Here is a 25,810-nt window from a genome sequence, read left to right on the forward strand (position 1 = left end):
ACTTTTACTAGCTATGAAAAAACAATTTTTTTTAATATTTATACTTGCAGGTTGTGTATTTTGTAATGCACAACATATTACGTGTTCTCCTAAAGATAGCGTGGCTTTTGCTAATAAAATTAATGAAATAAAATTAGTGAGTAAGGCAACTACTTTTGGCGACTCTTTAATTGCTATTGGTAAAACATTTTTAAAAATACCATATGTTGCAAAAACATTAGAAATAGGAGAAAAAGAATCTTTAGTGGTTAATCTTCAGGGTTTAGACTGTACCACTTTTGTAGAGAATGTACTTGCTTTTGGGTTAATCTCTAGAGCAGATAGTTTGTATTTTCCTTCATTTACTTCGACCTTAAAAAAAATTAGATACAGAGATGGTAATTTAGATGGTTATGGGTCTAGGTTACATTATTTTACAGAGTGGATTTCTAACAATGAAACTAAGGGATTGGTAAAAAATATTACCAATAAAATTGGTGGTAAAATTGTTAAAAAGGAAATTAACTTTATGGGTACACACAGAGATTTATATCCATTTTTAAAAGATGATGCAAATTATAACACCATATTAAAAACAGAAGTTGCACTTAAACAGAAAGAGTTTTGTGTATTGTCACAAGAAGATATTGCAGCTAACGAACACCTAATACAATCTGGAGATATTATTGCGCTAGCAACCTCTATTAATGGTTTAGATGTTACGCATACAGGTATTGCTATACGTGCAGAAGATGGGCGTATACATATGTTGCATGCCTCTACAGGATCTATGGAAGTAGAGATTACAAAAATGCCATTAGTAGATTACCTTAAAAACATAAAAAGTAACATTGGTATTATGGTTGCAAGACCAATTTAAATTAGCCGTTAGTTAAAGACATTAAATATTTTTTTGGTGTTGTGCCATATTTCTTTTTAAAAGCAGCTATAAAATGGCTTGCAGTACTGTAACCTACTTTTAAGCCAACTTCGTTAACATTATGTTGGCCGGTTTCTAGCATTTTACGTGCGTAATCCATTTTGTGCTCAAACAAAAAACTATATACAGAGTCGCCATAAATTTGTTTAAAACCTTCTTTTAGCTTTTTTAAAGACAAGCCAATTTCATCAGACAATTCTGCTAATGTTGGTGGTTCTGCCATTCTAGCAATAATAATTTCTTTGGCTTTTCTAATTCGTTGTACATTATCTTCATCAACCAAAAAAGGACATTGCTCAATATCTGCATCTTCACTTTTGTTAAAATACAAAGCAATAAGCTCATAAACTTTGCCTTTTATGTATAGGCTTTTTATAGAAGAGTGCAGATTGTAATTCATAATCTGACTTAGAACTATTGCTGTAGCCGGACTCACATTTTCCTGTGAGTAGTATTTTTTATCTTGAAAATCTGAACTTAAAAACGGAATGTAATCTGCTTCTTTAGAAAATAATGAATGAAATTTACGAATTGTCATTACCACAGATACCATCCAAGAGTTAGGGCTTAACTCTAGGTTTAGTGGCAAATCTTTTTGTGTATTGTAAAGTAAAAGAGAGTTTTCTTCAGAAACCTCTAAAGCATAGCTACTGTCATTAAAAATAAACTTTCCGTTGCCTTTTAAGCAGTAATGAAACTGTATGAAAGAGCTGTCTATTTCACGTTCAACTTTTTGATTTTCAATACTATCGTTTTGTATTTTAAGTACATAAAAACCATCTTCAATTAGTACTTCTTCAAATGAACCTTGAGCGGTATTTTTTACTTCCATTTTAAATTTTGTTACAGTTTCACTCTATTTAGAAACTTTCTAAATAGAAAAGAGCTATTCATTGTTACCATAACAAATATAAGCATTTAGCCTCTTTTTAGTGTAAATAAGAGATTAAAAAGCGGTAATCGATACTTATTGTTCTTCTAGCGTTATTTTTATTCTAATGCTAGAATTATTTTTGTAACCGATTTGAAAAATTCCCAATGAAGAATTATCATATTTCTAAACATAGTTCCTTTTACACCATAGGTCTTAATTATGAAAAGGCAGATGCAGTAGTAAGAGGCAAATTTAGTTTAGATGAAAAAGCAATGAACACATTGCTAGTAGAGGCGGCAGAAGAAGGTATAGATGGTTTGTTGGTAACCTCTACTTGTAACAGAACAGAATTGCATGGTTTTGCAAAGCATCCATTTCAATTAATAAAATTGTTGTGTGATAATGCTTCTGGTACTGTAGAAGAGTTTCAGGAAGTAGCATATGTATATAAAAATAACGATGCTATTAGCCATTTATTTAAAGTTGGTACAGGTTTAGACAGTCAAATTCTAGGAGATTTTGAAATTATAAGTCAGCTTAAGCAAAGTTTTGTTCGTTCTAAAAAACACAATTTAGCAAACCCTTTTATAGAGCGCTTATGTAATGCGGTTATACAGGCAAGTAAGCGTATTAAAAACGAAACAGAAATATCTAGCGGAGCAACATCTGTAGCTTTTGCATCTGTACAATACATTATTAAAAACGTACCTAATATATCAGAAAAGAATATTTTACTTTTTGGAACAGGTAAAATAGGGCGTAATACGTGTGAAAACTTAATAAAACACACACAAAACTCACACATTACTTTAATTAATAGAACTAAAGACAAGGCAGAGAAAGTTGCTGGTAAGTTTAATTTGGTGGTTAAAGATTATGGAGATTTACAGGCAGAAATTAGAAATACAGATGTATTAATAGTTGCCACTGGTGCTGCACAACCAACCATTTCTAAAGAGTTAATTTATACAAAAAAACCACTATTAATTTTAGATCTTTCTATACCTAAAAATGTGGCAGATAATGTAGAGGAGTTAGATAATGTGTCGCTTATTCATTTAGATCATTTATCTCAAATGACTGATGAAACTTTAGAAAAAAGAAAGCAGTTTATACCACAAGCAGAAGCCATTAATGATGAAATTAAAACCGAGTTTATAAAGTGGTTAGAGACCCGCAAATTTGCTCCGGTAATTAAGGCATTAAAGCAAAAGCTAAATACTATTAAAGAAGAAGAGCTAGATTTTCATAGCAAAAAGGCTGCTAACTTTAACTTAGAAGAGGCAGATATTATAACAGACCGTATTATACAGAAAATTACAAAGCAGTTTGCCAATCACTTAAAAGATGAAAATACAGACGCTAACAATAGTTTAGACTTAATACAGAAAGTTTTTCAATTAGAAGTGAATACAACAAAATGAGCAAAATAATACGCATTGGTACCAGAGATAGTGAACTTGCATTGTATCAGGCAAACAGAGTTAAGTCAGAATTAGAAACCCTAGGATTTAAAACTAAAATAGTAGCTGTTAAATCTGCAGGAGATTTAGAGTTAGATAAACCTTTGTACGAGCTTGGTATTACGGGTATTTTTACTAGAACCCTAGATATAGCAATGCTTAAAGGAGAAATAGATATTGCAGTACACTCTTTAAAAGATGTGCCAACTGTTTTGCCTAAAGGTATTGTACAAGCAGCTGTTTTAGAACGTGGTAATGTTAAAGACACTTTGGTATATAAAAATAACGAAGAGTTTTTAGGTGCCCGTGATGGTGTTATTGCTACCAGTAGTTTGCGCCGTAAAGCACAATGGCTAAACCGTTACCCAACTCATAAGGTAGAAGATATACGTGGTAATGTAAATACACGTTTGCAAAAATTAGAAGATTCTGAAACATGGAACGGAGCAATATTTGCTGCCGCTGGTATTGGTAGATTAAATTTACGACCAGAGGAAGCTGTTAATTTAGATTGGATGATTCCTGCGCCAGGACAAGGTGCAATAATGGTTACAGCAAAAGAAGACGAAGAAGAAATTTTAGCTATTTGTGAAGAAATAAACCATAGAGAAACTGAAATTTGTACAACAATAGAACGTACTTTTTTAAATAGGTTAGAGGGTGGTTGTACTGCTCCAATTGGTGCTTTGGCATACATAAAAAGCGAACAAGTAATTTTTAGAGCCGTATTACTAAGTCCAGATGGAACTAAGAAAATAGAGGTAGACAGACTTGTAAAATTAGGCGATCATAATAACTTGGCAATAGAAGCTGCAGAACACGTTTTAGAACGTGGTGGTAAGTATATTATGGAAGGTTTACACAGTGCTAATAAAGAAACCACTGTTTTTTCTACCAAATTGTTAACTAATGACCAAAAAGATAGGTTAGCAAATGGTATTGCTGCAGAAAGTAGTGATTTTATAAAAATTAGTTCTAACAGAATACCACCAAGAGTATTTAAAAAAGAGATTGAAAATGTAGTTTTTACTAGTAAAAATGCAGTAGAATCTGTACTAACTAATTACGCAGGGTCAGAGCTTCAGTTTAATAATATTTACTGTGTAGGTCGTAAAACCAGACGTTTTATAAAAAACAATATTGGTCCGGTTGCACATTTTGAAAAAAGAGCAAAAGAATTAGCAGAGTATTTAGTAGCTAATTTAGCGGTAAAAGAAATAACCTATTTTTCTGGTAATTTAAGGTTAGATGATATGCCTTCTATTTTAGAAAAAAATGATATTAAAGTTAATGAAATAGAAGCTTACCAAACAAAGTTTGATGCCAAAAAGGTGCCAAGCACTGTAGAGGCTGTATTGTTTTACAGTCCGTCTGGTATAGAAAGCTTTTTAAAAGAAAATAAAGCCAATGCAATTGCTTTTTGTATAGGAGATACAACAGCAGCAGAGGCAAAAAAACATTTTGCAGATGTTAGAGTAGCAAAACTACCAACTGTAGAAAGTGTTATAGATTTAGTAAACGAGCATTATAAATAGTTTTTAGCTTTTGTTTATTAAAAAATATAGTTTAAGTTAAATAAATTCCTTCTCCTGCGGAGAGGGCTAGGGAGAGGATATGATAAAAAACGATTTATTTTTAAGAGCCTTAAAAGGTGAAACCGTAGACAGACCACCAGTTTGGATGATGCGTCAGGCAGGTAGATACTTGCCAGAGTTTATGGAAATAAAGAAAAAATACGATTTCTTTACGCGTTGCCAAACACCAGAGTTGGCATCAGAAATAACAGTGCAACCTATACGTAGATATGGTATGGATGCTGCTATTTTATTTTCTGATATTTTGGTTATTCCACAGGCAATGAATATAGAGGTTGAAATGAAACCTAATTTTGGGCCTTATTTGCCAAACCCTATTCGTACTTCTAAAGATTTAGAATCTGTTATTGTACCAGACATAAACAGCACACTTGGTTATGTTATGGATGCTATTAAAATGACAAAAGAGAAGTTAAATGATGATATTCCTTTAATTGGTTTTGCAGGTTCTCCTTGGACAATTTTATGTTACTGCGTACAAGGGCAAGGTAGTAAAACGTTTGATAAGGCAAAGGAATTTTGTTTTACCAACCCGGTTGCAGCTCATCAATTATTGCAAAAAATTACAGATACTACAATAGCTTACCTTAAAGAAAAAGTTAAGGCTGGTGTTAACGCTGTTCAGGTGTTTGACTCTTGGGGAGGTATGTTATCACCAACAGATTATCAAGAGTTTTCTTGGCAGTACATACAGCAAATTATAGATGCCTTAAAAGATGAAGCTCCGGTTATAGCTTTTGGTAAAGGATGTTGGTTTGCATTGGGTGATATGGCTAAATCTGGTGCATCTGCATTAGGTGTAGACTGGACTTGTTCTGCACGTAATGCACGTTACTTAACAGGAGGTAATATTACATTACAAGGTAATTTTGATCCGTCTAGGTTATTATCTCCACCAGAAGATATTAAAAAAATGGTGCACCAAATGATAAATGAGTTTGGTAAGGATAAGTATATAGTAAACCTTGGTCACGGTATTTTGCCAAACATACCGTTAGAAAATGCAAAAGCATTTATAGACGCTGTAAAAGAGTATAAAGCTAATTAGTGAAAGTCTGGACCAGAATAAAAAGTTTAAGTGTAAGACAGTTTTTTAAACTGTCTTTGCTGTTTTTAAGACATCCGTTATTATTGGTTCCTAGTATAAAAGCAACAAAACAAACATTTGCTCTTTGCAATACCTACTATCCAGGTGGGCACGGTAAAAGTAATAAAGGTAATGCGTTTAGACACGCAGTGTGGAATGCTCTATTGTGTACTTACTCACTAAAACGCACAAAAAGCAAGCAAAAAAGTGTGTTTTGGGCTCAAAAAGTAACCGATTTGTATGAAAAAGTTACTAATAATAATGAGTTAGATGAACTAATGGACCTACAGAACAATGCTGTTGGTAGACTTTATTTTTTTAATTATGCAGACAAAAAGGAATCGGAATTAATAAACTTTATTTTTGAAAAAAGTAAGGTAGCCGAAAAAATTGCAAATGCAAAAGACATAAAACTATATCCTGCAAATATGGTATATATTGTATCTTAGTTTTTAAGAATTTTAAAACATAACAAATGCTCAAAAATATCTTAAAAGGAATAAAAGCCTATGCTGGTACTTTTGCTTTAATTTCTAAGCTAAAACTTTGGAAATATTTTCTTGTTCCTGTACTAATTAGCGTATTAACAGCAGCAATAATTGTTTTGTTAGCTATTTGGTTGTCTGGTAGTATTGGTGGTTTTATAGCACAAATCTGGATTTGGGATTGGGGCAAAGAGGCCTTTACTGCAGTTTCTAACTTTATAGGCGCAACAGTAATTGTTGTAATAGGTTTATTGTTATACAAACACATTGTAATGGCATTATCTGCACCTTTTATGAGTCCTGTATCAGAAAAAATAGAGGCACATTTAACAGGTATACCGGCACATAGCCATACAAACACTACTTTTAGTGAGCAATTATGGCGTGGTATACGCATAAATGTAAGAAACTTAGCTAAAGAAATTTTATTTACAATACCAATTCTATTACTTGGTTTTATACCAGTAATTGGGGTAGTCTCTACAGTGTTACTGTTTTTAATGCAAGCATATTACGCAGGTTTTGGTAATATGGACTATACTTTAGAACGCCATTTTAACTACAAAGAGAGTGTTGCTTTTGTTAAAAAAAATAGAGGTTTAGCTATAGGTAATGGTATTGTTTTTATGCTGTTTTTGTTTGTACCATTAGTAGGTATTATTCTTGTTTTGCCTTTGTCTGTTACTGCTGCAACATTAAAAACAGTAGAAATTTTAAAGAAAGATACTTTAACTATTAAAAAATAATTAGTATGCCACACTTTGTTATAGATTGTTCTAGTGATATTTTAAAACTGCAAAATCCAGCGGAGGTTTTACAATCAATACACGCTGTAGCAGTAGCTTCTAATTTATTTGATGAAGCAGATATAAAAGTACGTTTAAACCCTTTTGCAGAGCACTATTTGGTAGGAGGTGAGCAAAAACCTTTTATTCACGTTTTTGCTAACATTATGGAGGGTAGAACTAAGGAGCAAAAAGCAAATTTATCAAAAGAAATAACACGTAAATTAAGCCAGTTATTCCCAGAAATCCCTTTTATAGCTATTAATATTAGAGATTTTGAAAAGGAAACTTATTACAATAAATCAATGATTTAAAATAGTATGGTTTTAAGAGATATGCTTTGTTTAGATAAATGCACTTATAAAATAATAAATGAGTATTATTGAGAAATACGATAAACCTTTTCGGTACGGAGCTATAGTTTTAAATGTAATTTTTGCCTATAAGTTATTTGTAGTTTGGTACACGCCAAACATTACTGATGCTACTAAAATATTATCATATGTTACCCTTATGGCTTTTGAATTTGCTATGGTGCATTCTGGTTTATTTATGGCTTTTTTACCTAAGCGGACATCATTATTTCTCTTAGTACCTTTATATGGTGCTTTTGCTCTTGCTTTTAATAGTTTTATAGAAGGTAATGATATTTTAATACTGTATTGTGTTGTAGTTTTTAATCGTATGCGCTATGCTTTTTCTAATGTTAAACAAGAGTTGAAAAATGAATTAATACTAAAGTCTGTTATTTCTGTAATAGGTTATTTTTTTTTATTATTGGGAACACTACTAATACAATCTGTAATTCCAGAACTAGGTTTAACTAAAGATTTTTTAGCAAAATCTAATTTTTATAAAGATCTTACAATTACTGGTTTGTTTGTTAGTCAACCACAAATTCCGCTATTTTTTGGGGTTCTCTATTATTTATTTTTAGCAATAACCGATGCATATTTAATTAATGATAGCAATAAAGTAGTAGCTAGTAGACAAGATTTATAAAAGACATTTAAAAATTTATGATATAATGAAAGATAAGTTTTATAACTATATACAAGAATTACAGGATACTATTACCACTAAGTTAGAAGCTATAGATGGAGATGCTAAATTTAAGCAAGACATTTGGGAGCGTCCAGAAGGCGGTGGAGGAAGAACCAGAGTTATAGAAAATGGTGCTGTTATTGAAAAAGGTGGAGTTAATATATCTGGAGTTCACGGAAAGTTACCAGAAAGTATGCAAAAGTATTTTGGTGTAGAAGATGCTAACTTTTTTGCTTGTGGACTAAGCTTAGTATTACACCCTAAAAACCCAATGGTACCAACAGTACACGCAAATTGGCGTTATTTTGAAATGTATGATACAGACGGTAACATTGTAGACCAATGGTTTGGTGGTGGGCAAGATTTAACACCTTATTACTTGTTTAATGAAGATGCTACTCATTTTCATAACGTATGTAAAACTGCTTGTGATAAGCACAATCTAGAGTTTTACGCTAAATACAAAGCACGTTGTGATGAGTATTTTTGGAACGCACACAGAAATGAAGCGCGTGGTGTTGGTGGTTTATTTTTTGATTATTGTAAAGCAACAGACGCTATGTCTATGCAAGATTGGTACAATTTTGTTACTGAGGTAGGCAATAGTTTTTTAGATTGTTATGTGCCTATTGTAGAAAAAAGAAAAGAATTGCCTTATACCAAAGAAGAAAGAGATTGGCAAGAGATTAGACGTGGCCGTTATGTAGAATTTAATTTGGTGCACGATAAAGGAACGTTGTTTGGGCTAAAAACAAACGGGCGTATAGAGAGTATTTTAATGAGTTTACCGCCACATGTACAATGGGTTTATGATCATACTCCAGAGGAAGGTAGTGAAGAAGAAAAATTGCTTCAGGTTTTAAAAACACCTAAAGAATGGGTGTAGTATAAAAAGTTATATTAGAGTATTGAAATAAAAAAGGTGTCTAAAGTAATTTTAGACACCTTTTTACATTTGGGGAACAATCAATTAAACTAATAAAAAAACTATTTCATTGGTAAAATAACGGTATCTACTACGTGTATAACGCCGTTAGATTGGTTTACATCTGCAATTGTAACTGTAGAAATATTACCTGCAACATCTTTTAACTGCACTTTACCGTTTGTAACCATTGCAGTTAGTTTTTCATCAGCAACAGTGGTAAATTCAGCTTTTCCTTTGCCTATTTTTATTGCTTTTATAATGTCTTTAGCAGAGTATTTACCGGCAACTACATGGTAGGTAAGTACTTTTTGTAATGTTGCTTTGTTTTCAGTCATTAATAATGTCTCTACGGTACCTTTTGGTAATTTTTCAAAAGCCATATTTGTTGGTGCAAAAACAGTAAAAGGACCTTCTCCTTGTAATGTTTTTACTAAGTCTGCAGCTTTAACGGCAGCAACAAGTGTTGTGTGGTCTTTAGAGTTTACAGCGTTAGTTATAATATCTTTTGTTGGGTACATTTCTGCGCCACCAACCATTTTTGTTTCAGCTTTCATCATTTTATCTTGTGCAAAAGTGTTTGCTCCAATTAAAAGTGTTGCTGCTAATAATGTCGATTTTAATACTTTAGATAATTTCATTTATAAGTGTTTTAAATTTCTGTTTCAACCTTACCTACGGTAAAAAGTAAAACAGGGTTTTACAAAAATGTCTCTTTTTTATATTGTTGTATTGTTTATGGTGAAAATTACAAAACCAACTACCTGGTATAATTGTATATACTATAAGTTGCTACAATCTTATATTGTGGTAATATTCTCTGTTTTTAGGTTAAAGAGCAGTATTAAAGGCATATTTAAAAAACATATTAAGCTACAAGAAACTATGTAGTTTGTTATAGTGGGAGTTTATAAGAAATAAAAAACGCCCCATATGGAGCGTTTTTTTATAGAGTAAAAAGTGTTTTTATGTTATTCTAATACGTCTTTTAAATTGTCGCCAGATTTACGATCTATTAGTTTGTTGTAAGGATCTATGCCAGCTTTTTCAGGCTTTTTATCTGTTACAATTGTAAATGTATTGTCTCCTGGTGCCAACCATTTTAATTCAAAATAGTAAGGATTTTTTATGGTAACATTCTCATCATTCTTAATATCAGGTCCAAAAAGTCCTATGTCAACTAAATTCTTTTTAGTGTCAGTTTCTCTTTCTTTTCCTTTATCATCATAATAAATTTTAGAAGAATTTACAGTAAAAGTAGTTTCCCATTTTCCGTTGTCTAATTTTTTGGTTTTAGCATTTACAACTTTATTTTCATACAAAACAATTTCTTTAAAACCATCAGTAACCTTATATTTTAAAGAGTCTGGTGCTATAGCATAAATGGCATCATATAAATTTTCAGATGTAGCATACACTCCTTTGTTAAAGTATTTATACTCGTTTAAAAATTGCTTTAGGGCACTATTAATTTTGTCTTCGCCAATAACATCTTGTAATTCATACATAACCATAGAACCTTTACGGTACCAAATATGCTGACCAGTTTCTACATTTAGTAAAGACCGTTCTGGCTTAAAACTAAACTGGCGTGCACTTAAATAAGAGTCTAAAGAATTTTTTAAGAACGATTTTATTCCGTTTTCTCCATACTCTTTTTTCATTGTCATTAATGACACGTATTCTGCTAAGGTTTCAGAAATTATATTAGATCCAGAGGTTTTACTAGGAGTTACAATATGTCCCCACCATTGGTGTGCCACCTCATGAGATGTTACTCTAAACGCATAATTAAAATCTTCTGCTTCTGAAAAGTTAGCTACAAAACCAAAATCTTCAGAATATGGTATTGTGGTGGCAAAAGACTGTGCAAAAGTTGAGTATGCAGGGAATTCTACAATTCTAATAATAGAGTACGGATACTCATAAAAGTTTTTAGAGTTGTAATCTAAAGATATTTTTATGCCATTAATAAAGTGTTCTAAATTTTTCTTGTGTTTAGGAGAATGGTAAATTTCTATAGTTACTTTTTTTCCGCTTGGGGCTGTCCAGTTATCCTTTTTAACATCATAAGCAGCAGATGCAAAGTTGAAGAAATAATCTGTTTTTTCACTTAATTTATAAGTAAAGTAACTTCTATTGTCTTTATCCCATTTTTTAATAAGGTTACCAGGAGCAATAGCTGTTTGCCCTTTAGCGGTGCTTACAGTAGCTTCAAAATTCATATAATTTGCATCTTCATTAAATAAATTTTTACGCAAGGCAATGCTATCTGTTCTTGGAGACAACAGATAATCCATTTCTTCTAACCCATATTTTTTACGCGTACCGTTGTCGTTTAAAGCAATTTCATAATGAAAAGAAGGGAAAATATCATCTCTAAAAAAAGAGCCGTTATTTAACACATTTGTTTCTAGTCCGTTAGAAAAACCTTTGGTAATAGCTCTAGTATTTATAACTAAAGAAGCAGTATCCTTTGGTTGTAAAGGTTGCGGTAATTTATATATAAATAACCTGTAAATACTATCTTTTAAAAATGGTTGTAGTTCTTTACCGTTGTATACAACCTTAGTTATTTTAGTATCTGCAACACCAAATTTAACTTCCATTAAAAGTGTGTCTATTGGAGTATCAAAATTATTTACTGCAGTAAAATTACCTTCTGCATAAACGTCTCTTTCCTCAGGGTAAATATCTACTTTAGCCTTTAAATCTATAATTTGTATATGAGGCTTGTTTATGTATTTGGCATATTTTTTTTCTGCATCTGCTGCAATTTTATTGCTGTAGTCTGCGCTTCCTATACTGTTTAAAACTTGTAAATTATAGTAGCTATATGCACCAACAGCAACAAAGCCAATGCTAAATACAACAAAAGCAATTATTGTTTTTCCTTTAAAACGACTAGCAGCAAGGCGTAGCCTTTCTTTAAAAGAAGAGTAAAATCCTCTGCTCCAAAAAACATAGCCAACTACAGCTAAAATACAGCTAAATAATACCCAATACAGATTTAGCCAAAAACTACCTGTTAAATAATGTCCAAAGCCATTTAAATCACTTAAAAAGCTACCAGGTACACCGCCATAAAGAAATAATGGGTTGTTTACTTTAAAAACTAAGGTAATTAGTAGCGGTAAGCCTAAAGAAATTACAATAACTAAAAAGTGACCTAAGAATTTATTGTTTGCCAATATGTGAATAAAAAACGCCAGCAATACTGTTGTAATGTAAGCCGGAAAAATGTAAGCAAAATTAAATGTAAGATACATACCCAACTCATAATTAAAATAGCCATTATAAGTTTGATATAACATACCAACTAGAATTGTAATTAATGTAAGTACAACAGCTACGCCTATAAGTGCAATAATTTTAGAGATGTATAATGTTGCGTTGGTTACTGGTAGTGCGTCATAAAATTCAAATGTTTTACTTTTTCTTGTTCTGTGTACCGCTTCACCAGCATAAATAACCAGTATAATAATGGAAAAAACTAACAGCCCAGAGCTTAACTCTTGTACCATAAAACGGGTTATTGGTAAAGATGGTGTGCCGTAGGTTTGCGTAGTTTGTGTTGCAATAAATACAGAGAAAATAATACCAACCAGAATAAGTATTCTAAAAGCATTTTCTTTTACAATAGATAAAAATTCAATTTTACTTAAAGACCATAAATTACCCCAAATAGCTTTGTTGCTAAATACTTGTTTTATACTATTTGTAGCAATTGTTGTTTGTGGTGTGCTATTATCTTCTTTTAATTTTTTAGCCTTTTTAGGTATTAAAAAGCTTGGGTAAGAGAATTTAAATAATGTAAATAAAAATATACCAACACTAATAGCTAACCATAGTAAGCGGTTTACTAAAAACTCTCCATACATTGGTAAGTACAAGGTGTTAACCTCGTTAATAGACCAGTATTTTTTTATGTATTTATACGCTTCGGAGCCAAAAGGATCTACATAAATACTTAACCATTGACTATCTAAATTGCTTAATAAAGTACCAGCAACATTACTAAGTATAAAAATTAAAATTCCGCCTAAATACAAAATAGACATTCTTTTAAAAAATGTCATTAGACTAAAGAATAATGCGCCAATAAATAATGAGTTAAGCGTTAAGAAAAATACAAAAGGGAGTATGTAAGATGTGATATCAAAAGCTGTATAAACGCCATAATCTGGTCTGTTCCATAAAGCTCCAATACCAATACCAATCATAGTGCCTAATACGGCACCAATATTCATAATAGTTACAATAGTAAAACTACCTAAAAAGCGACCAAGAATATAGTTTTTTTCTGTTACAGGAAATGTAAAGTAGGTTTGTGCGGTTTTGTGTTCTTCATCTCTAAATACTGGTACGCCCATAATTGCAGCGTAAAAAAACAAACCAAGCATACTTAATGCTCCCAAAACACTGGCAATAGAGCTAGGACTGTTTACAAATTGTGCTGTGCCAGAATCTAAGCTAAATAACGCTAGTAAACACGGAATTATAAACATTAAAAAAATGTAGATGTAGGTTACTGGTCTGCGTAACCTGTACTTTATTTCAAATAAAAATATTTCTTTCATAATTACACAGTTTGGTTAGCCATTTGGTTAATACTGTAAAAGTAAAAATCTTCTAAGGTGTTGCTTATAACTTCAAAACCCTCACCAGGGTTGCTTTCAGCAAAAACATTAATGTTTAGGCTGCCACTGCGTAGGTATGATGATAGTACGGTGTAATTGGCTTCATACTCAGCAATTTCTTCTTTATGAATACTTTTTCTAAATACCTTACCATTTAAAGAGTTGGTTAATTCCATTGGGTGCCCTTGTACCAGTACTTGCCCCTCATTAAAAACTGCCATATTTGTGCATAGGTTAACAACGTCATCTACAATATGTGTAGATAAAATTACTACAGCATCTTCTCCCAACTCGCTTAATAAATTATGAAAACGGTTACGCTCTAGGGGATCTAAACCAGCAGTTGGCTCATCTACAATTATTAATTTAGGATTACCAATTAATGCTTGTGCTATACCAAAACGTTGGCGCATACCACCAGAGTAATCTCCTAAATTTCTTTTTCTAAACTTGTATAAGTTTACTTTGTTTAGCAAATCTGCTACGTATGCTTTGCGCTCACTACTATTTTGTATTCCTTTTATTTTTGCAATATGATTTAGCATCATTTCTGCAGAAACTTTAGGGTAAACACCAAAATCTTGTGGTAAATAACCTAATACTTTGCGTAATTCTTCAGGAGTTTTAAAAACATCTAGGCCATTAAACTCTATACTACCGCTATCTGCTAACTGTAATGTGGCAATGGTTCTCATTAAACTAGATTTACCAGCGCCATTTGGACCTAAAAGACCAAACATACCTTTGCTAATTTCTAAATTTACATTGTTTAATGCTTTTGTTCCGTTAGGATACGTTTTGTTAAGGTCTTTAATAGATAGCATATGTAATATTTTTAAGTTTTGTTGATATTAATTGGTTAGTAACCTTAGTTGTTAAATTGTTACATAATTAAGTGTGTAATTTAAGAAATGTCTTACTGTTTTAACAATTATCTCCAAGTAATGGCTTTTTTAGAAGCATCTTTAAATTGATAAACAATATGTGCTAGCCTTGCTTTAATTAGTTGTTGTCTGCCGTATTTTGTTCTGGTATATATTAAGGAGGAATTACCAACAAATTCTTCCCAATAAAAATGAAATCTTTTGGCTTCTGCTTTACGTTTACAGAAAATGGTAGGTACAACGTAATAGGTTCGCAAATTCCATTTTCTTTTTAACCAAGAGCTATTGTCTATTAAATACTTTGGATTGTCTACAGGAGCAATAATTTCTTCTAGAGCAGTAATAAATAAAGAGCTCTCATTAGTAGTTACGCCTGTTATGTAAAATGCAAAAACACCATTACTATACCGGTCGGTTTCTAGTTTAATTTTGTTTATTGGTGTTGTTATTTTTTGTAATGCCACTAAGGAATGTAATACAGCTTGTGCTATTTTTTGTGTTTTACGCTCCATATTGCCAAATAAAAAGTAAAGCTTTAGTGCTTTGTATGCTTTAGGTATGAAACCTAAAAAAATAGCGCCAAAAAATAGCGATATAAATTGCATTACTCCCTTACTTAATAGTATGCCTACATTTTTTAAAATAAACTCTGGTATTATAGCAAATGTACCAACTAGCACTTCTAAAAAAAGATATTTACTAGCGTTTACACTGCGTAATTTTTTTTGTTTGGTATAAGGTTCTTTGTAAGGGTATAAAATGTTTAATTCTCTAATAAAAACATCTCCTTTACCAATTGCTTTTTTCCATCTGGTGGCAATTAAATCTCTTTTGGTTGCAATGGCAAAAGTATCTTTATTTAATTGTTCTATGTTTATTTCTGGTGAGTATTGCAAAGGTAAACCTAACCTATCTAAACCATTAACAATGTAGGGTTCTCCTTTTAGAGCAACACCCATAAAAGCATTAAATCTGCGGGTTAGTTTTTCTAAATCTTTACCACCTTCGGGATCTGTAGGATCTAAACAAGCCAAGTGCCAAATATTACCAGTTTTGTTTTTATTGCCAGCTTGAGTTCTAATAGCTCTACCACGCATTTGGTTAGATGATACAAACGAGCCAACATAAGACGCCAATACCAAGGTGTTAATTGCAGGAGCATCCCAACCCTCGCCAAGTAAAGCTTTTGTGCCAATTAGTATTTTTACGGTTCCGTTTTCAAAAAGCGCTGTAACTGCAGATACTATTGTGTTTTTCCCTTTTGTAAATGAAGTTATAATAACAAAATCTTCATCTGCCTCTAAAGGTTTTACAGTAAATATAGCATGGGCTGCTATTTTTTTTAAATTGATGAGGGCACTCTTATGCAAAATTACAATAGAGCCAGTTAAAATACCTAGTTGTTCTTTATGTTTGCCTTGTGTGCGTAAGTATTGAAAAATAGATACAACACCTAATTTATTTAATTCTTCAAGTTTAGAGCCATCAAAATACAGAAATTCTTTTCGTATAAAATCTGTTAAAATAACAGCTCTTAAATCGTCTTTTAAATTATCACTTTCGGCAGTAATAATGGCATTTATACTTTTTAATTTGCTAGGGCTATTGGCTAATGTTCTGTACAAATCTTCAACACCAACAAAATCTACTCGCATTTTACTAAAAGCACCAATTTTTCGTAAATCCCTTTCAATGGTATGTAGCTTCTGTTCAAAAGGTAAAAGTAAATCTCGTTGTACAACCAGCATTTCTTGCAGTAAAACTTGTAGCCAGTTGTAGTTTAAGTTTGGAAACTCAATTTTATCATCCTTAAAACCTAAAATTGCTATTTTTTCTTTTGGAACAGTTATTTTTGCTGCATTTAAAAATATAATTAAAGAAGAGTAAAATAGTGGTTTGTTGTATATACTTTCTAGCTCTTCTTCTGTGTTTTTGTAAAACGGATGTTCTTGTAAAATGTTGGTAAACTCAGTATCATCTACAAGTGTATTTATAAAGTTTAAAATGTTTTCACGGTAGGTAACAATACTTTCTATTTGTTTTTTATCTGGCTTAGAAAAATACACATAATCTTGGTGCGGACATAAGTCTCCGTTTTTAACTAAATCAGGAACCACAATTTCATCATCTATTGGTCCGCATAAATCAAAATATTTTTTTACCTCATTAGCTTCGCTATCGTAAGGCGGTGTAGCGGTTAGCGATATTACCGTTATGTCATCTGCCTTTTTAATTTCAAATAAGCATTTCCACCACTCATTTTTTAGGTGGTGTGCTTCATCTAAAACAATAGTTTTTATGTTGTTTTTCTTTATAAAGTTAACTAGAGTTTTAGGGTTGTCTAGCTTGTTAAAATCTTTATGTAAAGCGTGCAAAGCCTGGTAGGTAGTAAAGGTAATTTGCTTTGGTTTTTTTATGTTTAAAGAGTAGTTTGTATAACTTTTATCTTCTAAAAAAAAGGTAAGCATTCTGTCTCTCCATTGGTTTCTAATGGTTAAAGAAGGTGATAATACCAAGGTAGTTTGGTTAACTCTTTTAAGCATTTCTATGCCTAAAATTGTTTTTCCAGATCCAGGTGGCGCTACAACGTGTAGGTGCTTGTCGTTAATATGCGTATCAAAATTGTCTAAGAATTTTTGCTGATAGGTACGCCAAGTAAACTTAAATTTTAAAATGTTGTTAATAGTACTCAAATGAAGGCTCTTGGTTTCTGTATTTTTGGTTGATATTAAGTAACTTTGACACTACTAAAGTAAACAATAATTATGTATCCAATTATTAGAAACAGAAGATTGCGTAGTAACGAGGCAATCCGTTCTTTGGTTCGTGAAACCATAGTATCTCCAGATGATTTTTTAGTACCACTTTTTGTGGTAGAAGGTAAAGCTATAAAAGAAGAAATACCGTCTATGCCAAATTATTTTAGGTATAGTTTAGATTTGTTAGAAAATGAGGTAAAGGAGCTTTGGAAAATGGGCTTAAAGTCGGTTTTACTTTTTGCAAAAGTGCCCGATAATTTAAAAGATAATAAAGGTACAGAAGCTGTTAACCCAGACGGATTAATGCAACGTGCTGTTAAAACAGTAAAAAACGCTTGTCCAGATATGTTGGTAATGACAGATGTTGCTTTAGACCCTTATTCTTCTTACGGCCATGATGGTATTATAGAAAATGGGTTGGTTTTAAATGATGAATCTGTTGAGGTGCTTACAGAAATGAGCGTGTCACATGCAGAAGCAGGAGCAGATTTTGTTGCACCTAGTGATATGATGGATGGACGTATTTTAAGCATACGTGAAGCTTTAGAAGATGATGGTTTTTACAACACTGGTATTATGAGCTACAGTGCAAAGTATGCCTCTGCTTTTTACGGCCCTTTTAGAGATGCTTTAGACTCTGCACCAGTAGATGAAAAAGATATACCTAAGGATAAAAAAACATACCAAATGGATTATGCCAACCGTTTTGAAGCCATTAGAGAAACAGAAATGGATATTGATGAAGGTGCAGATATTGTAATGGTAAAACCAGGACTTTGTTATTTAGATATTGTACGTGAAATTAAAAATGAGGTAGATGTACCAGTGGCAGTTTACCAAGTTAGTGGTGAGTATGCAATGGTTAAAGCAGCAGCAGAAAAAGGTTGGTTAAACCATGATGCAGTAGTTATGGAGCAACTTACCGCAATAAAAAGAGCAGGTGCAAATATTATTGCAAGCTACTTTGCTAAAGATGCAATTCGTATTTTAGGGTAATTTTTTAAATACAAATTATAAAGGCTTGCTAAAAAGTACAACACACTTTTTAGCAAGCCTTTTTTTGTAATACATTATAATATGCAATTTTTTATTACGAATAAAGGTTAAAACCTTTCGGAAATAGGTGCGTATTATAGCAGTCCTATAAAAATATATAGTTTAGTCTTGTTTAATACCCTTATTTAATGTGCTAACACAATATATATGATACAGTTTTTAAGAAATATTTTAGGACTTGGCCCTGCAGAACCCACAAATTTGCGTAAAAAGCCCACAGCTAATACACAAGCAAGAACTCTTGAAAAAGAAGTTATTACTGATAATTTGGAAATGGATTATACAATGGTTTATCCGTATTTGGTTTCTAAAAAAACAAAAGAAATAGATTTGACCGATGATTTAGTTTCGGTTTTTTATGAATCAGAAGATATTTATGCTCCTACTGTACAGGCTTTTGTAATGATGGATAAAAGCAAAGAGCATGCAAACGGAGAAATAGATGTTTTTCATTTAAAAACAAGTAATAAAACTGAAAAAGACTTTAAAAAGCTTGATAAACATAGCATAACCAATTTGGATAATTTAGAATTGCCTTTTATGTATTGGGATTTCACTGATGAAAAAAATGAGTATGATATTTTATCAGCCAGAATTACTCCGCTTTCAAGTGAAAAAATATTGAGTAGAAAACATATGTTAGAGGCTCACAAAATGCTAAACTCTAATGAGCTATTGGTTTCTATTCCAAGAAAAGGGCTTATTTATGTTTGTTCTTATTTGCTAGACACCAAACATATATATCAATTTATAGACATTCATACATATATGATATTAACTAACAAGCAGAATTGTGAACTTTTATGTGAAGATCTATTTGTGGTTAAAAATGGAGAAATAAGTAATGTAATAGGTTTAAGTCAGCTGTCTGATAAGCTAAGAGAAGGTAAACTTTAATAATCCCTTTTAACAGGGTATAATTGTATAAACTATTCTTTTAATTTTACACCTTACTGCATCAATCTTAAAAATTATCTATGAAAAAAAACCTACTACTATTATTAATTGTAATACTATTTAATAGCTGTTTTGGCGGAGATAAAACTGATGAAGAATTGTTGGCTAAAGACAAAAAAACTCTTGTAGCTAGTATAGACTCTGACAAGGTGTTATCCTATAAATTTGGAAAAATACTAATTAGAGCATCTGTGGCAAAAGACACTGTTTCTCCAGAATTTGCAGAGTTTAAGTCGGATTTAGATAGGGTTTTCTCTAAAATTTCTAAGTACAACTCTAATGACCAAGAGAGTTTATCTGTTTTAGATTACATTTCTATTTATAGAGATTACAAAAAAATGGAAAACTTTATTATGGAGACTGATGAGGATGAGTTTCCTACATTGTTAGAAGCTTTTAATGCATCTAATACACAAGGAAAAAAAATTTTAGCTGGTAAAGAAAAAGAGTATGTGCAGAATATAGAGCATTCAGTTTTAAGTGCAATTGTTATTTTAAGTAGAGATATTGGTAAAGAGGTCTCTTTGTATGAATGTTCTAAAACTAAACCAGAATTGCTGCCAGACTCTGAAATAAAAACACTTTTGCAATATTTTAGAGGCTTTTTATTTTTTGAGAAAAAACTATACTACTTATCTGAAGATGAAATATCTAGAAACATAGATTGGTTAAATGCTAATGAGGGTGTAGACTTGCCATACACAAGAGCTATGTTCCAGTGGGGAAATCTAAATAATGAGCAAACCCATATTGGTTTGCACTCTTTAAATCATTTATTTAGAGGTTTTGATAGGCTAATGATGGAACGAGATATAGATGAAGAACGTGCATTAGAAGATTTTGAAATGTTTTTAGAAGACTCAAAAAAAATAGGATTAGATAATGAGGTAATTTGGTCTATAGAGTCTTACTTATATCTTAAAAAAGAAAAAAATGATAAAGCCATAGCTGCTTTAAAAAAATTAAAAACAAGTGATTTGCTTTCAGCTAAAGAAAAAGAAAGGTTAGGTGAGTCTATAGTATATGTAAAAAATAGAGAGCCAGGTAAAGTATTAAACGGTTTTTATGATAAATACTTTTTAAGCAAAATAGCAACCAAATATATGCTGTCTCTTTTAGCAGAGGTAGATTGGCAAAAGTTAATGGAAGAGCAAAACGTACCACACACTAAAGAAATGTTTACTGCTATAGAAAATTTTAACAGCTTTATAAAAAATTACAATAAGTATACAAGCTCTGAAAATTTAGAGAAAACAGGAGAAGAGCTGTTAAAACAGGGTGAAGGTCTTTGGGACAAAACAAAAGGGTTGTTAGATTAAGCTACAAATTATCTTTTTTAAAAGCGTAGTATGAGTTTTAAAACTAGTATTACGCTTTGTTTTTTTTTCATGAAAGTATCAATATATCGCATAATTTACTAATTTTTTAATTGTTAAAATTTTTACATTCGTTGTTAACTAATAATTAAGATTGTTGGTGCTTAATATATTGAAACAATGAAATTTACATTTATAAAATACATTGCTTTAGCTGCATTTTTGTTTACTTCTTACACTGCATTTTTACCAGCAACATTAACTACAACTACTTTTAACACTAAAAATACAGAACCTACTATTGCAAAGGATAGTAGTTTAGATTTTAATCCAAATTTTCATATTTATTTATGTTTTGGGCAGTCTAATATGGAAGGTTCTGCAACTATACAAAAGAAAGATTTATTGGAGAACAGCCGTTTTAAAGTATTACAGTCTTTAGATTGTGATAATCTTAAAAGAAAAAAAGGGGAATGGTATACGGCTGTAGCTCCTTTAACTCAATGTTACACAGGTTTATCTCCTGCAGATTATTTTGGCAAAACAATGGTTAACAATTTAGCAGATAGTATTAGTATAGGTCTTGTAAATGTTGCTGTTGGCGGATCTGATATTAGGTTATTTGATAAAGAAATTTATGCCAATTATGATGATACTTATAAAGAAGATTGGTTTGCAGATAAAATTAAAGCATATGGCGGTAACCCATATAACCATTTAATACAATTGGCTAAGCAAGCGCAAAAGAGAGGTGTTATAAAAGGTATTCTTTTACACCAAGGAGAAAGCAATACAGGTGATGAAAAATGGCCATCTTACGTAGCTACTATCTACAACAATATGTTAGCAGATTTATCATTAAACGCAGCAGAAGTACCTTTGCTGGCTGGTGAAATGGTACACGAAGATCAAGGAGGTAAATGTGCAAGTATGAATCCAATAGTTAATACATTGCCAAGTGTAGTCCCAACTGCACATATTATTTCTTCTAAAGAATGCGAGGCACGTAAAGATAGCGTGCATTTTAATTCTGCCGGAGTACGAGAATTAGGAAAAAGATACGCTCAGAAAATGCTACAACTTAAGTATAAGTAAAAAGCAACCACATTATATTACAACGTTAGTAATGTTTTAATACTAACATAAAATACCATACTTTTGGTTTTTAAGTTGTAAATAGATGTCTACACCATCAGTAATTCAAAAACATGGTTTTAAAGAAGGTTTGCCACAAGAGTTTGAGTTGGTAAACCTTGCAGACTTGTACAACAATTTTTTTGATGATTTAATAGTTCCTCACAGAGCAGATTTTTATCAAATTATATGGTTTAAAAAAGGAAATCCCAAACATATGGTAGATTTTAACCCTATAGACATTAAACCAAACTCAATTTTATTTGTAGATAAAAATAGTGTACAATGTTTTGATGCGGATGTGGCAGTAGAGGGTGTAGTTTTACTGTTTACAGATAACTTTTTTTGTAAGACCGATGAAGACACAAAGTTTTTAAGAAGTAACATGCTTTTTAACGATCTGTATTCTATCTCTACCATACAAGTGCACAAACTTACATCTATTTATACAGGTCTTTTTCAATTTATAGAAGAAGAACTACGGGCGAGTATAGATAATTACCAATCTGATATACTTAGAAATTACCTTCAGAATATTTTACTTTTATCAGAAAGAGAAAGGCAAAATCAGCATAGTAAAAAAATAAATAAGGGGCCAGATATAGATTGCGTAATTAAGTTTAGAGACTTGTTAGATAAAAATTTTATTGAGCAAAAATCGGTAAGCAAGTATGCAGACCAACTAAACGTAACTCAAAAACGTTTAAATGCAGCTACATTAAAAGTAATGGATATTACGCCTAAACAAATGATAGATGCCAGGGTAATATTAGAGGCAAAGCGTTTGCTAGTGCACACAGAGGATAGCGTAAAAGAAATTGGCTACAGAATTGGTTTTGAGGAGCCTACAAATTTTGTAAAATATTTTAAAAAACACCAAGGCTTTACACCAACCGAATTTAGAAAAAAAATACTACTGGCGTAAAATTACCATTTTTAGCCGTATTTGTATCATAATACATAACTCCTGATAGCGCAAATTTGCTTCATAATTTAACCCCAATAAATGAAACAAATTAGTAAAAATGAAATTGTTAATTGATGTATTAGGTTGGTCAGGTTCTGGCTTTTTAATCCTTGCTTATGGGATTACACTTATAGAAAACAATAAGTACGTTAACTATGCTAAGTACTTAAATCTTTTTGGAGCACTTTTAATAGCCATAAACTGCTATTATTATAATGCTATACCATCATTTGTTTCTAATTTAATTTGGTGCATTATGGCTACCTTAACTATTTACAGAACAAAAAAGAAACAACGCTATTTTGTTAAGCCAAAATTTAAAATGTAAATTATTATACCCTGTTTTTTTTATTTTTGATATTTTACAAAGTAGTATTACTTTACTAGTAATTTTTAATTACATAGAACTGCTAACTTTTTGCTATTTTCGTAATCTAATCATATACTATGGGTCTTTTAATATTTTACGCATTTATTTCGGTATTCTTTTCATTCTTGTGCTCTATACTAGAGGCGGTTTTATTAAGTGTTACTACTACATTTATAAACGTTAAAAAGAAAGAGGGTAAAAGCTTTGCAACAGAATTAGAGGCTTTAAAAAAAGATGTTGATAAACCGTTAATTGCTATTTTAACATTAAATACAATTGCACATACAGTTGGTGCAATTTTAGTGGGTGTACAAGCAAAAGTTGCCTATGCAGAAATGTATGGTACTGCAACAACTAGTGTTTTTGGCGTTACTTTTACAGAAGATTTAATGGTTGGTATTGTGTCTACTTTAATGACAATTTTAATATTAGTAGCCTCAGAAATTATACCTAAAACTATTGGTGCAACGTACTGGAAACAACTAGCAAATTTTACAACAAAGGCATTAAAAATAATGGTCTTAATTTTAAAATATACAGGCCTACTTTGGTTATTGCAAGTGTTTACTAAATTAGTTGGAAGTAAAGAGCACCACGGTAGTGTGTTAAGTAGAGAAGATTTTACAACTATGGCAGATATTGCACATGAAGAAGGTGTTTTTCAGGAATCTGAATCTAAAATTATACGTAATTTATTAGAGTTTGATGAAATTTTAGCCAAGCATATAATGACGCCACGTACGGTTTTAAAATCTGCGGCAGAAACAGCTACAATAGGGGAGTTTTATGAAGCTAATCCTAAAATGCGTTTTTCTAGAATTCCAATATACAGTGGCTCTTTAGATAATATAACTGGTTTTGTATTAAAAGATAATATATTAGAAGAGGTTATTAATAAAAACGGGAATTCTCCTTTGTCTAGTATAAAAAGAGAAATTTTAGCAACGGAACGTAATACACCTATTCCGCAGTTGTTTGAAACGTTTATAAAGAAGAGAGAACACGTTGCTTTGGTTGTAGATGAATATGGCTCCGTAAGTGGTTTGGTTACTATGGAAGATGTTATAGAAACTTTGTTAGGAATGGAGATTATGGATGAGAGCGACCATATTGCGGATCTACAATCTCTGGCCAGAAAAAATTGGGAGAACAGAGCTAAAAAAATGGGGCTAATTGTTGAAGAAGATGGTAAAACAGATACTTCTGAAACAAAACCAGATGCTGCTGAAGATACAAAATGATAGAAACAGCTTACATAAAGACTCCGTTAGGTATTGCTAAATTAGAAGGCGATGAAGACGGACTTTCTGTAATTTCTGTTTTTGATGATGGCGAAATAACGGAAGTAATTCCAGAAGTGCTTGAAGATGCTGTTTACCAACTACAAGAATATTTTAGAGGAGAACGCACTACGTTTAGTTTAACTTTAAATCCTGCTGGTACAGATTTTCAAAAAAAAGTATGGGATGCGCTTTTACAAATACCGTACGGTAAAACATATTCTTATTTAGAATTATCTAAAATTTTGGGAGATCCAAAAGCTATAAGAGCTGTTGCAGCTGCAAATGGTAAAAATCCCTTGTGGATTATGGTTCCCTGTCATAGAGTAATTGGTAGTGATGGTTCTTTAACAGGTTACGCAGGCGGCTTACACCGTAAAAAATGGTTGTTAGAGCATGAGAGTCCTGTTACACAAACCTCTTTATTTTAAAATAAAAAAAGAGTCAACTTATAAAAATTGACTCCTTTACCTACTATAATAAGTATTTAGTTTTTACACGTAATTTCACTAGATTTTACATCATCTGCTGTGGCGTCAGATTGTTTTATACTCTCTTCAAATAAAACAAATTTATCTATAGCGTGCCCAGAAGATCTTGCAGATACCTCCATAGTGTATGTACCAGCGTTGTTAAAGGTTACAAAAATAGGATGACTATCATTGTCAGAGGTACTTGCTTGCCATTTAAAATCTAAATCGTTACCACTTCGGTATACTTTAAACCAACCGTCTTTAGAAGATCCTTCAGGGTTTGGAGTTTTACCTGTGTCATTTGGGTATACTGTGCTACCTTCTTTTTTGCCAAAAAAATCATCTGCATCTGCAAAACGTAACCAAGTATCATTATGGTCAGATCCGCTATCTCCTTTTTTTACGGCAGATTTCCACATAAAACGGTATGTACCCGGATTGGTAATTTTAATGCTATACGTAGCCAAACCTTCTCCAGGTTTTCCTAAGTATTGATCTCCTTCCCAAACCATATATCCTTTTCCAGATACGTTGTTCCCGTCATTTTTTTGAGTCCAGTTATCTGTAAACACAGCGTTTTCAAACTCCACGCTAATAAGACCATCTTTTTCAATAAAAACATAGTTCTCAATTTCACTACAGTTAGTGTTTTGTTCTTCAGAACTTTCTGTATCATCTACATTATTGGTGTCATCACTACTAGAACAAGAAAAAAATGTTGCAGCAATTAAGGCCAATGGTAATAATTTTAATTTCATAAGTATGTAAGTTGTTTTTTTAATTAACTGTATTTGTAA

The 25,810-nt window shown here is 31.8% G+C and carries 23 protein-coding genes; 17 read left to right on the top strand and 6 right to left on the bottom strand.

All coding sequences use genetic code 11. The features are described 5' to 3' along the window. The first annotated feature begins 13 nt into the window (after positions 1 to 13). Positions 14 to 859, top strand: a complete 846-nt coding sequence (locus tag CELLY_RS07760; protein WP_013621114.1) for an N-acetylmuramoyl-L-alanine amidase-like domain-containing protein — start codon at positions 14 to 16, stop codon at positions 857 to 859. A gap of 1 nt (position 860) precedes the next feature. Here the strand turns inward: CELLY_RS07760 and CELLY_RS07765 are convergent, their stop codons facing one another. Continuing rightward, positions 861 to 1,751, bottom strand: a complete 891-nt coding sequence (locus CELLY_RS07765; protein WP_013621115.1) for a helix-turn-helix domain-containing protein — start codon at positions 1,749 to 1,751, stop codon at positions 861 to 863. 206 nt (positions 1,752 to 1,957) lie between these two features. Here CELLY_RS07765 and hemA point away from each other — a divergent pair, with 206 nt between their 5' ends. The 8 genes from hemA (at position 1,958) to hemF (ending at position 9,138) form a co-directional block, all read left to right on the top strand. Continuing rightward, positions 1,958 to 3,217 (top strand): glutamyl-tRNA reductase, encoded by a 1,260-nt coding sequence (hemA, locus tag CELLY_RS07770; protein WP_013621116.1) that lies wholly within the window; start codon positions 1,958 to 1,960, stop codon positions 3,215 to 3,217. Continuing rightward, complete coding sequence (gene hemC, locus CELLY_RS07775) at positions 3,214 to 4,791, top strand: hydroxymethylbilane synthase (RefSeq protein ID WP_013621117.1); 1,578 nt, start codon at positions 3,214 to 3,216, stop codon at positions 4,789 to 4,791. Before hemA ends, hemC begins: the two co-directional genes overlap by 4 nt. A 79-nt stretch (positions 4,792 to 4,870) precedes the next feature. Beyond that, positions 4,871 to 5,899 carry a uroporphyrinogen decarboxylase gene (gene hemE / locus CELLY_RS07780; RefSeq protein WP_013621118.1) on the top strand — a complete coding sequence of 343 codons (1,029 nt, stop codon included), beginning with the start codon at positions 4,871 to 4,873 and terminating at the stop codon, positions 5,897 to 5,899. 56 nt (positions 5,900 to 5,955) lie between these two features. Next, entirely contained in the window at positions 5,956 to 6,387 is a 432-nt protein-coding gene (locus CELLY_RS16685; protein ID WP_144709160.1) for a DUF6973 domain-containing protein, read from the top strand. Between the two features lie 26 nt (positions 6,388 to 6,413). After that, the gene (locus tag CELLY_RS07790) at positions 6,414 to 7,169 is read left to right on the top strand and encodes an EI24 domain-containing protein (protein WP_013621120.1); all 756 of its coding nucleotides are present in this window, start codon (positions 6,414 to 6,416) and stop codon (positions 7,167 to 7,169) included. Positions 7,170 to 7,174: 5 nt separating this feature from the next. Beyond that, positions 7,175 to 7,522, top strand: coding sequence for a 5-carboxymethyl-2-hydroxymuconate Delta-isomerase (locus CELLY_RS07795; RefSeq protein ID WP_013621121.1), 348 nt, complete (start codon positions 7,175 to 7,177; stop codon positions 7,520 to 7,522). A gap of 58 nt (positions 7,523 to 7,580) precedes the next feature. Further along, positions 7,581 to 8,210, top strand: a complete 630-nt coding sequence (locus CELLY_RS07800) for a hypothetical protein (RefSeq protein WP_013621122.1) — start codon at positions 7,581 to 7,583, stop codon at positions 8,208 to 8,210. Between the two features lie 25 nt (positions 8,211 to 8,235). Next, positions 8,236 to 9,138: an oxygen-dependent coproporphyrinogen oxidase gene (gene hemF, locus CELLY_RS07805; protein ID WP_013621123.1), complete on the top strand. Its 903-nt coding sequence runs from the start codon at positions 8,236 to 8,238 to the stop codon at positions 9,136 to 9,138. A gap of 101 nt (positions 9,139 to 9,239) precedes the next feature. Here hemF and CELLY_RS07810 read toward each other — a convergent pair whose 3' ends face one another. The 4 genes from CELLY_RS07810 to CELLY_RS07830 form a co-directional block, all read right to left on the bottom strand. Next, on the bottom strand, positions 9,240 to 9,818 hold the full coding sequence (locus CELLY_RS07810; RefSeq protein WP_013621124.1) for a fasciclin domain-containing protein: 579 nt from the start codon (positions 9,816 to 9,818) through the stop codon (positions 9,240 to 9,242). 330 nt (positions 9,819 to 10,148) lie between these two features. Next, entirely contained in the window at positions 10,149 to 13,757 is a 3,609-nt protein-coding gene (locus CELLY_RS07820; RefSeq protein WP_013621125.1) for a M1 family aminopeptidase, read from the bottom strand. A 2-nt stretch (positions 13,758 to 13,759) separates the two neighbouring features. Then, a complete protein-coding gene (locus CELLY_RS07825; RefSeq protein ID WP_013621126.1) occupies positions 13,760 to 14,641 on the bottom strand; it encodes an ABC transporter ATP-binding protein in 882 nt (293 codons plus the stop codon). Positions 14,642 to 14,748: 107 nt separating this feature from the next. Beyond that, positions 14,749 to 17,394 carry a DEAD/DEAH box helicase family protein gene (locus tag CELLY_RS07830; protein ID WP_013621127.1) on the bottom strand — a complete coding sequence of 882 codons (2,646 nt, stop codon included), beginning with the start codon at positions 17,392 to 17,394 and terminating at the stop codon, positions 14,749 to 14,751. A 72-nt stretch (positions 17,395 to 17,466) separates the two neighbouring features. Here CELLY_RS07830 and hemB point away from each other — a divergent pair, with 72 nt between their 5' ends. The 8 genes from hemB to CELLY_RS07870 all read left to right on the top strand — a co-directional run bounded on the left by hemB (position 17,467) and on the right by CELLY_RS07870 (position 24,971). Beyond that, positions 17,467 to 18,456: a porphobilinogen synthase gene (gene hemB, locus CELLY_RS07835; RefSeq protein WP_013621128.1), complete on the top strand. Its 990-nt coding sequence runs from the start codon at positions 17,467 to 17,469 to the stop codon at positions 18,454 to 18,456. A 207-nt stretch (positions 18,457 to 18,663) separates the two neighbouring features. Continuing rightward, complete coding sequence (locus CELLY_RS07840) at positions 18,664 to 19,413, top strand: hypothetical protein (protein ID WP_013621129.1); 750 nt, start codon at positions 18,664 to 18,666, stop codon at positions 19,411 to 19,413. 80 nt (positions 19,414 to 19,493) lie between these two features. After that, positions 19,494 to 20,792 carry a hypothetical protein gene (locus CELLY_RS07845; protein WP_013621130.1) on the top strand — a complete coding sequence of 433 codons (1,299 nt, stop codon included), beginning with the start codon at positions 19,494 to 19,496 and terminating at the stop codon, positions 20,790 to 20,792. A gap of 177 nt (positions 20,793 to 20,969) precedes the next feature. Beyond that, positions 20,970 to 21,884, top strand: a complete 915-nt coding sequence (locus CELLY_RS07850; RefSeq protein ID WP_013621131.1) for a sialate O-acetylesterase — start codon at positions 20,970 to 20,972, stop codon at positions 21,882 to 21,884. Between the two features lie 85 nt (positions 21,885 to 21,969). Next, positions 21,970 to 22,848: an AraC family transcriptional regulator gene (locus CELLY_RS07855; RefSeq protein WP_013621132.1), complete on the top strand. Its 879-nt coding sequence runs from the start codon at positions 21,970 to 21,972 to the stop codon at positions 22,846 to 22,848. A 100-nt stretch (positions 22,849 to 22,948) separates the two neighbouring features. Continuing rightward, the gene (locus tag CELLY_RS07860) at positions 22,949 to 23,218 is read left to right on the top strand and encodes a CBU_0592 family membrane protein (RefSeq protein WP_013621133.1); all 270 of its coding nucleotides are present in this window, start codon (positions 22,949 to 22,951) and stop codon (positions 23,216 to 23,218) included. A 119-nt stretch (positions 23,219 to 23,337) separates the two neighbouring features. After that, positions 23,338 to 24,501 carry a CNNM domain-containing protein gene (locus tag CELLY_RS07865; protein ID WP_013621134.1) on the top strand — a complete coding sequence of 388 codons (1,164 nt, stop codon included), beginning with the start codon at positions 23,338 to 23,340 and terminating at the stop codon, positions 24,499 to 24,501. Then, a complete protein-coding gene (locus CELLY_RS07870; protein ID WP_038507360.1) occupies positions 24,501 to 24,971 on the top strand; it encodes a methylated-DNA--[protein]-cysteine S-methyltransferase in 471 nt (156 codons plus the stop codon). Before CELLY_RS07865 ends, CELLY_RS07870 begins: the two co-directional genes overlap by 1 nt. 56 nt (positions 24,972 to 25,027) lie before the next feature. Here the strand turns inward: CELLY_RS07870 and CELLY_RS07875 are convergent, their stop codons facing one another. Continuing rightward, the gene (locus CELLY_RS07875) at positions 25,028 to 25,771 is read right to left on the bottom strand and encodes a hypothetical protein (protein ID WP_013621136.1); all 744 of its coding nucleotides are present in this window, start codon (positions 25,769 to 25,771) and stop codon (positions 25,028 to 25,030) included. Between the last annotated feature and the right edge of the window lie 39 nt (positions 25,772 to 25,810).

It is taken from the genome of Cellulophaga lytica DSM 7489 (assembly GCF_000190595.1).
In the GTDB taxonomy this organism is placed as follows: Bacteria; Bacteroidota; Bacteroidia; order Flavobacteriales; family Flavobacteriaceae; genus Cellulophaga; species Cellulophaga lytica.

Coding starts and splice junctions, on each gene's coding strand:
- hemC (WP_013621117.1), top strand. CDS start 3,214: ATGAGCAAAATAATACGCATTGGTACCAGAGATAGTGAACTTGCATTG.
- CELLY_RS07820 (WP_013621125.1), bottom strand. CDS start 13,757: ATGAAAGAAATATTTTTATTTGAAATAAAGTACAGGTTACGCAGACCA.
- CELLY_RS07850 (WP_013621131.1), top strand. CDS start 20,970: ATGAAATTTACATTTATAAAATACATTGCTTTAGCTGCATTTTTGTTT.
- CELLY_RS07760 (WP_013621114.1), top strand. CDS start 14: ATGAAAAAACAATTTTTTTTAATATTTATACTTGCAGGTTGTGTATTT.
- hemF (WP_013621123.1), top strand. CDS start 8,236: ATGAAAGATAAGTTTTATAACTATATACAAGAATTACAGGATACTATT.
- hemA (WP_013621116.1), top strand. CDS start 1,958: ATGAAGAATTATCATATTTCTAAACATAGTTCCTTTTACACCATAGGT.
- CELLY_RS07765 (WP_013621115.1), bottom strand. CDS start 1,751: ATGGAAGTAAAAAATACCGCTCAAGGTTCATTTGAAGAAGTACTAATT.
- CELLY_RS07860 (WP_013621133.1), top strand. CDS start 22,949: ATGAAATTGTTAATTGATGTATTAGGTTGGTCAGGTTCTGGCTTTTTA.
- hemE (WP_013621118.1), top strand. CDS start 4,871: ATGATAAAAAACGATTTATTTTTAAGAGCCTTAAAAGGTGAAACCGTA.
- CELLY_RS07845 (WP_013621130.1), top strand. CDS start 19,494: ATGAAAAAAAACCTACTACTATTATTAATTGTAATACTATTTAATAGC.
- CELLY_RS07865 (WP_013621134.1), top strand. CDS start 23,338: ATGGGTCTTTTAATATTTTACGCATTTATTTCGGTATTCTTTTCATTC.
- CELLY_RS07790 (WP_013621120.1), top strand. CDS start 6,414: ATGCTCAAAAATATCTTAAAAGGAATAAAAGCCTATGCTGGTACTTTT.
- CELLY_RS07810 (WP_013621124.1), bottom strand. CDS start 9,818: ATGAAATTATCTAAAGTATTAAAATCGACATTATTAGCAGCAACACTT.
- CELLY_RS07825 (WP_013621126.1), bottom strand. CDS start 14,641: ATGCTATCTATTAAAGACCTTAACAAAACGTATCCTAACGGAACAAAA.
- CELLY_RS07875 (WP_013621136.1), bottom strand. CDS start 25,771: ATGAAATTAAAATTATTACCATTGGCCTTAATTGCTGCAACATTTTTT.
- CELLY_RS07800 (WP_013621122.1), top strand. CDS start 7,581: ATGAGTATTATTGAGAAATACGATAAACCTTTTCGGTACGGAGCTATA.
- CELLY_RS07795 (WP_013621121.1), top strand. CDS start 7,175: ATGCCACACTTTGTTATAGATTGTTCTAGTGATATTTTAAAACTGCAA.
- CELLY_RS07855 (WP_013621132.1), top strand. CDS start 21,970: ATGTCTACACCATCAGTAATTCAAAAACATGGTTTTAAAGAAGGTTTG.
- CELLY_RS07840 (WP_013621129.1), top strand. CDS start 18,664: ATGATACAGTTTTTAAGAAATATTTTAGGACTTGGCCCTGCAGAACCC.
- hemB (WP_013621128.1), top strand. CDS start 17,467: ATGTATCCAATTATTAGAAACAGAAGATTGCGTAGTAACGAGGCAATC.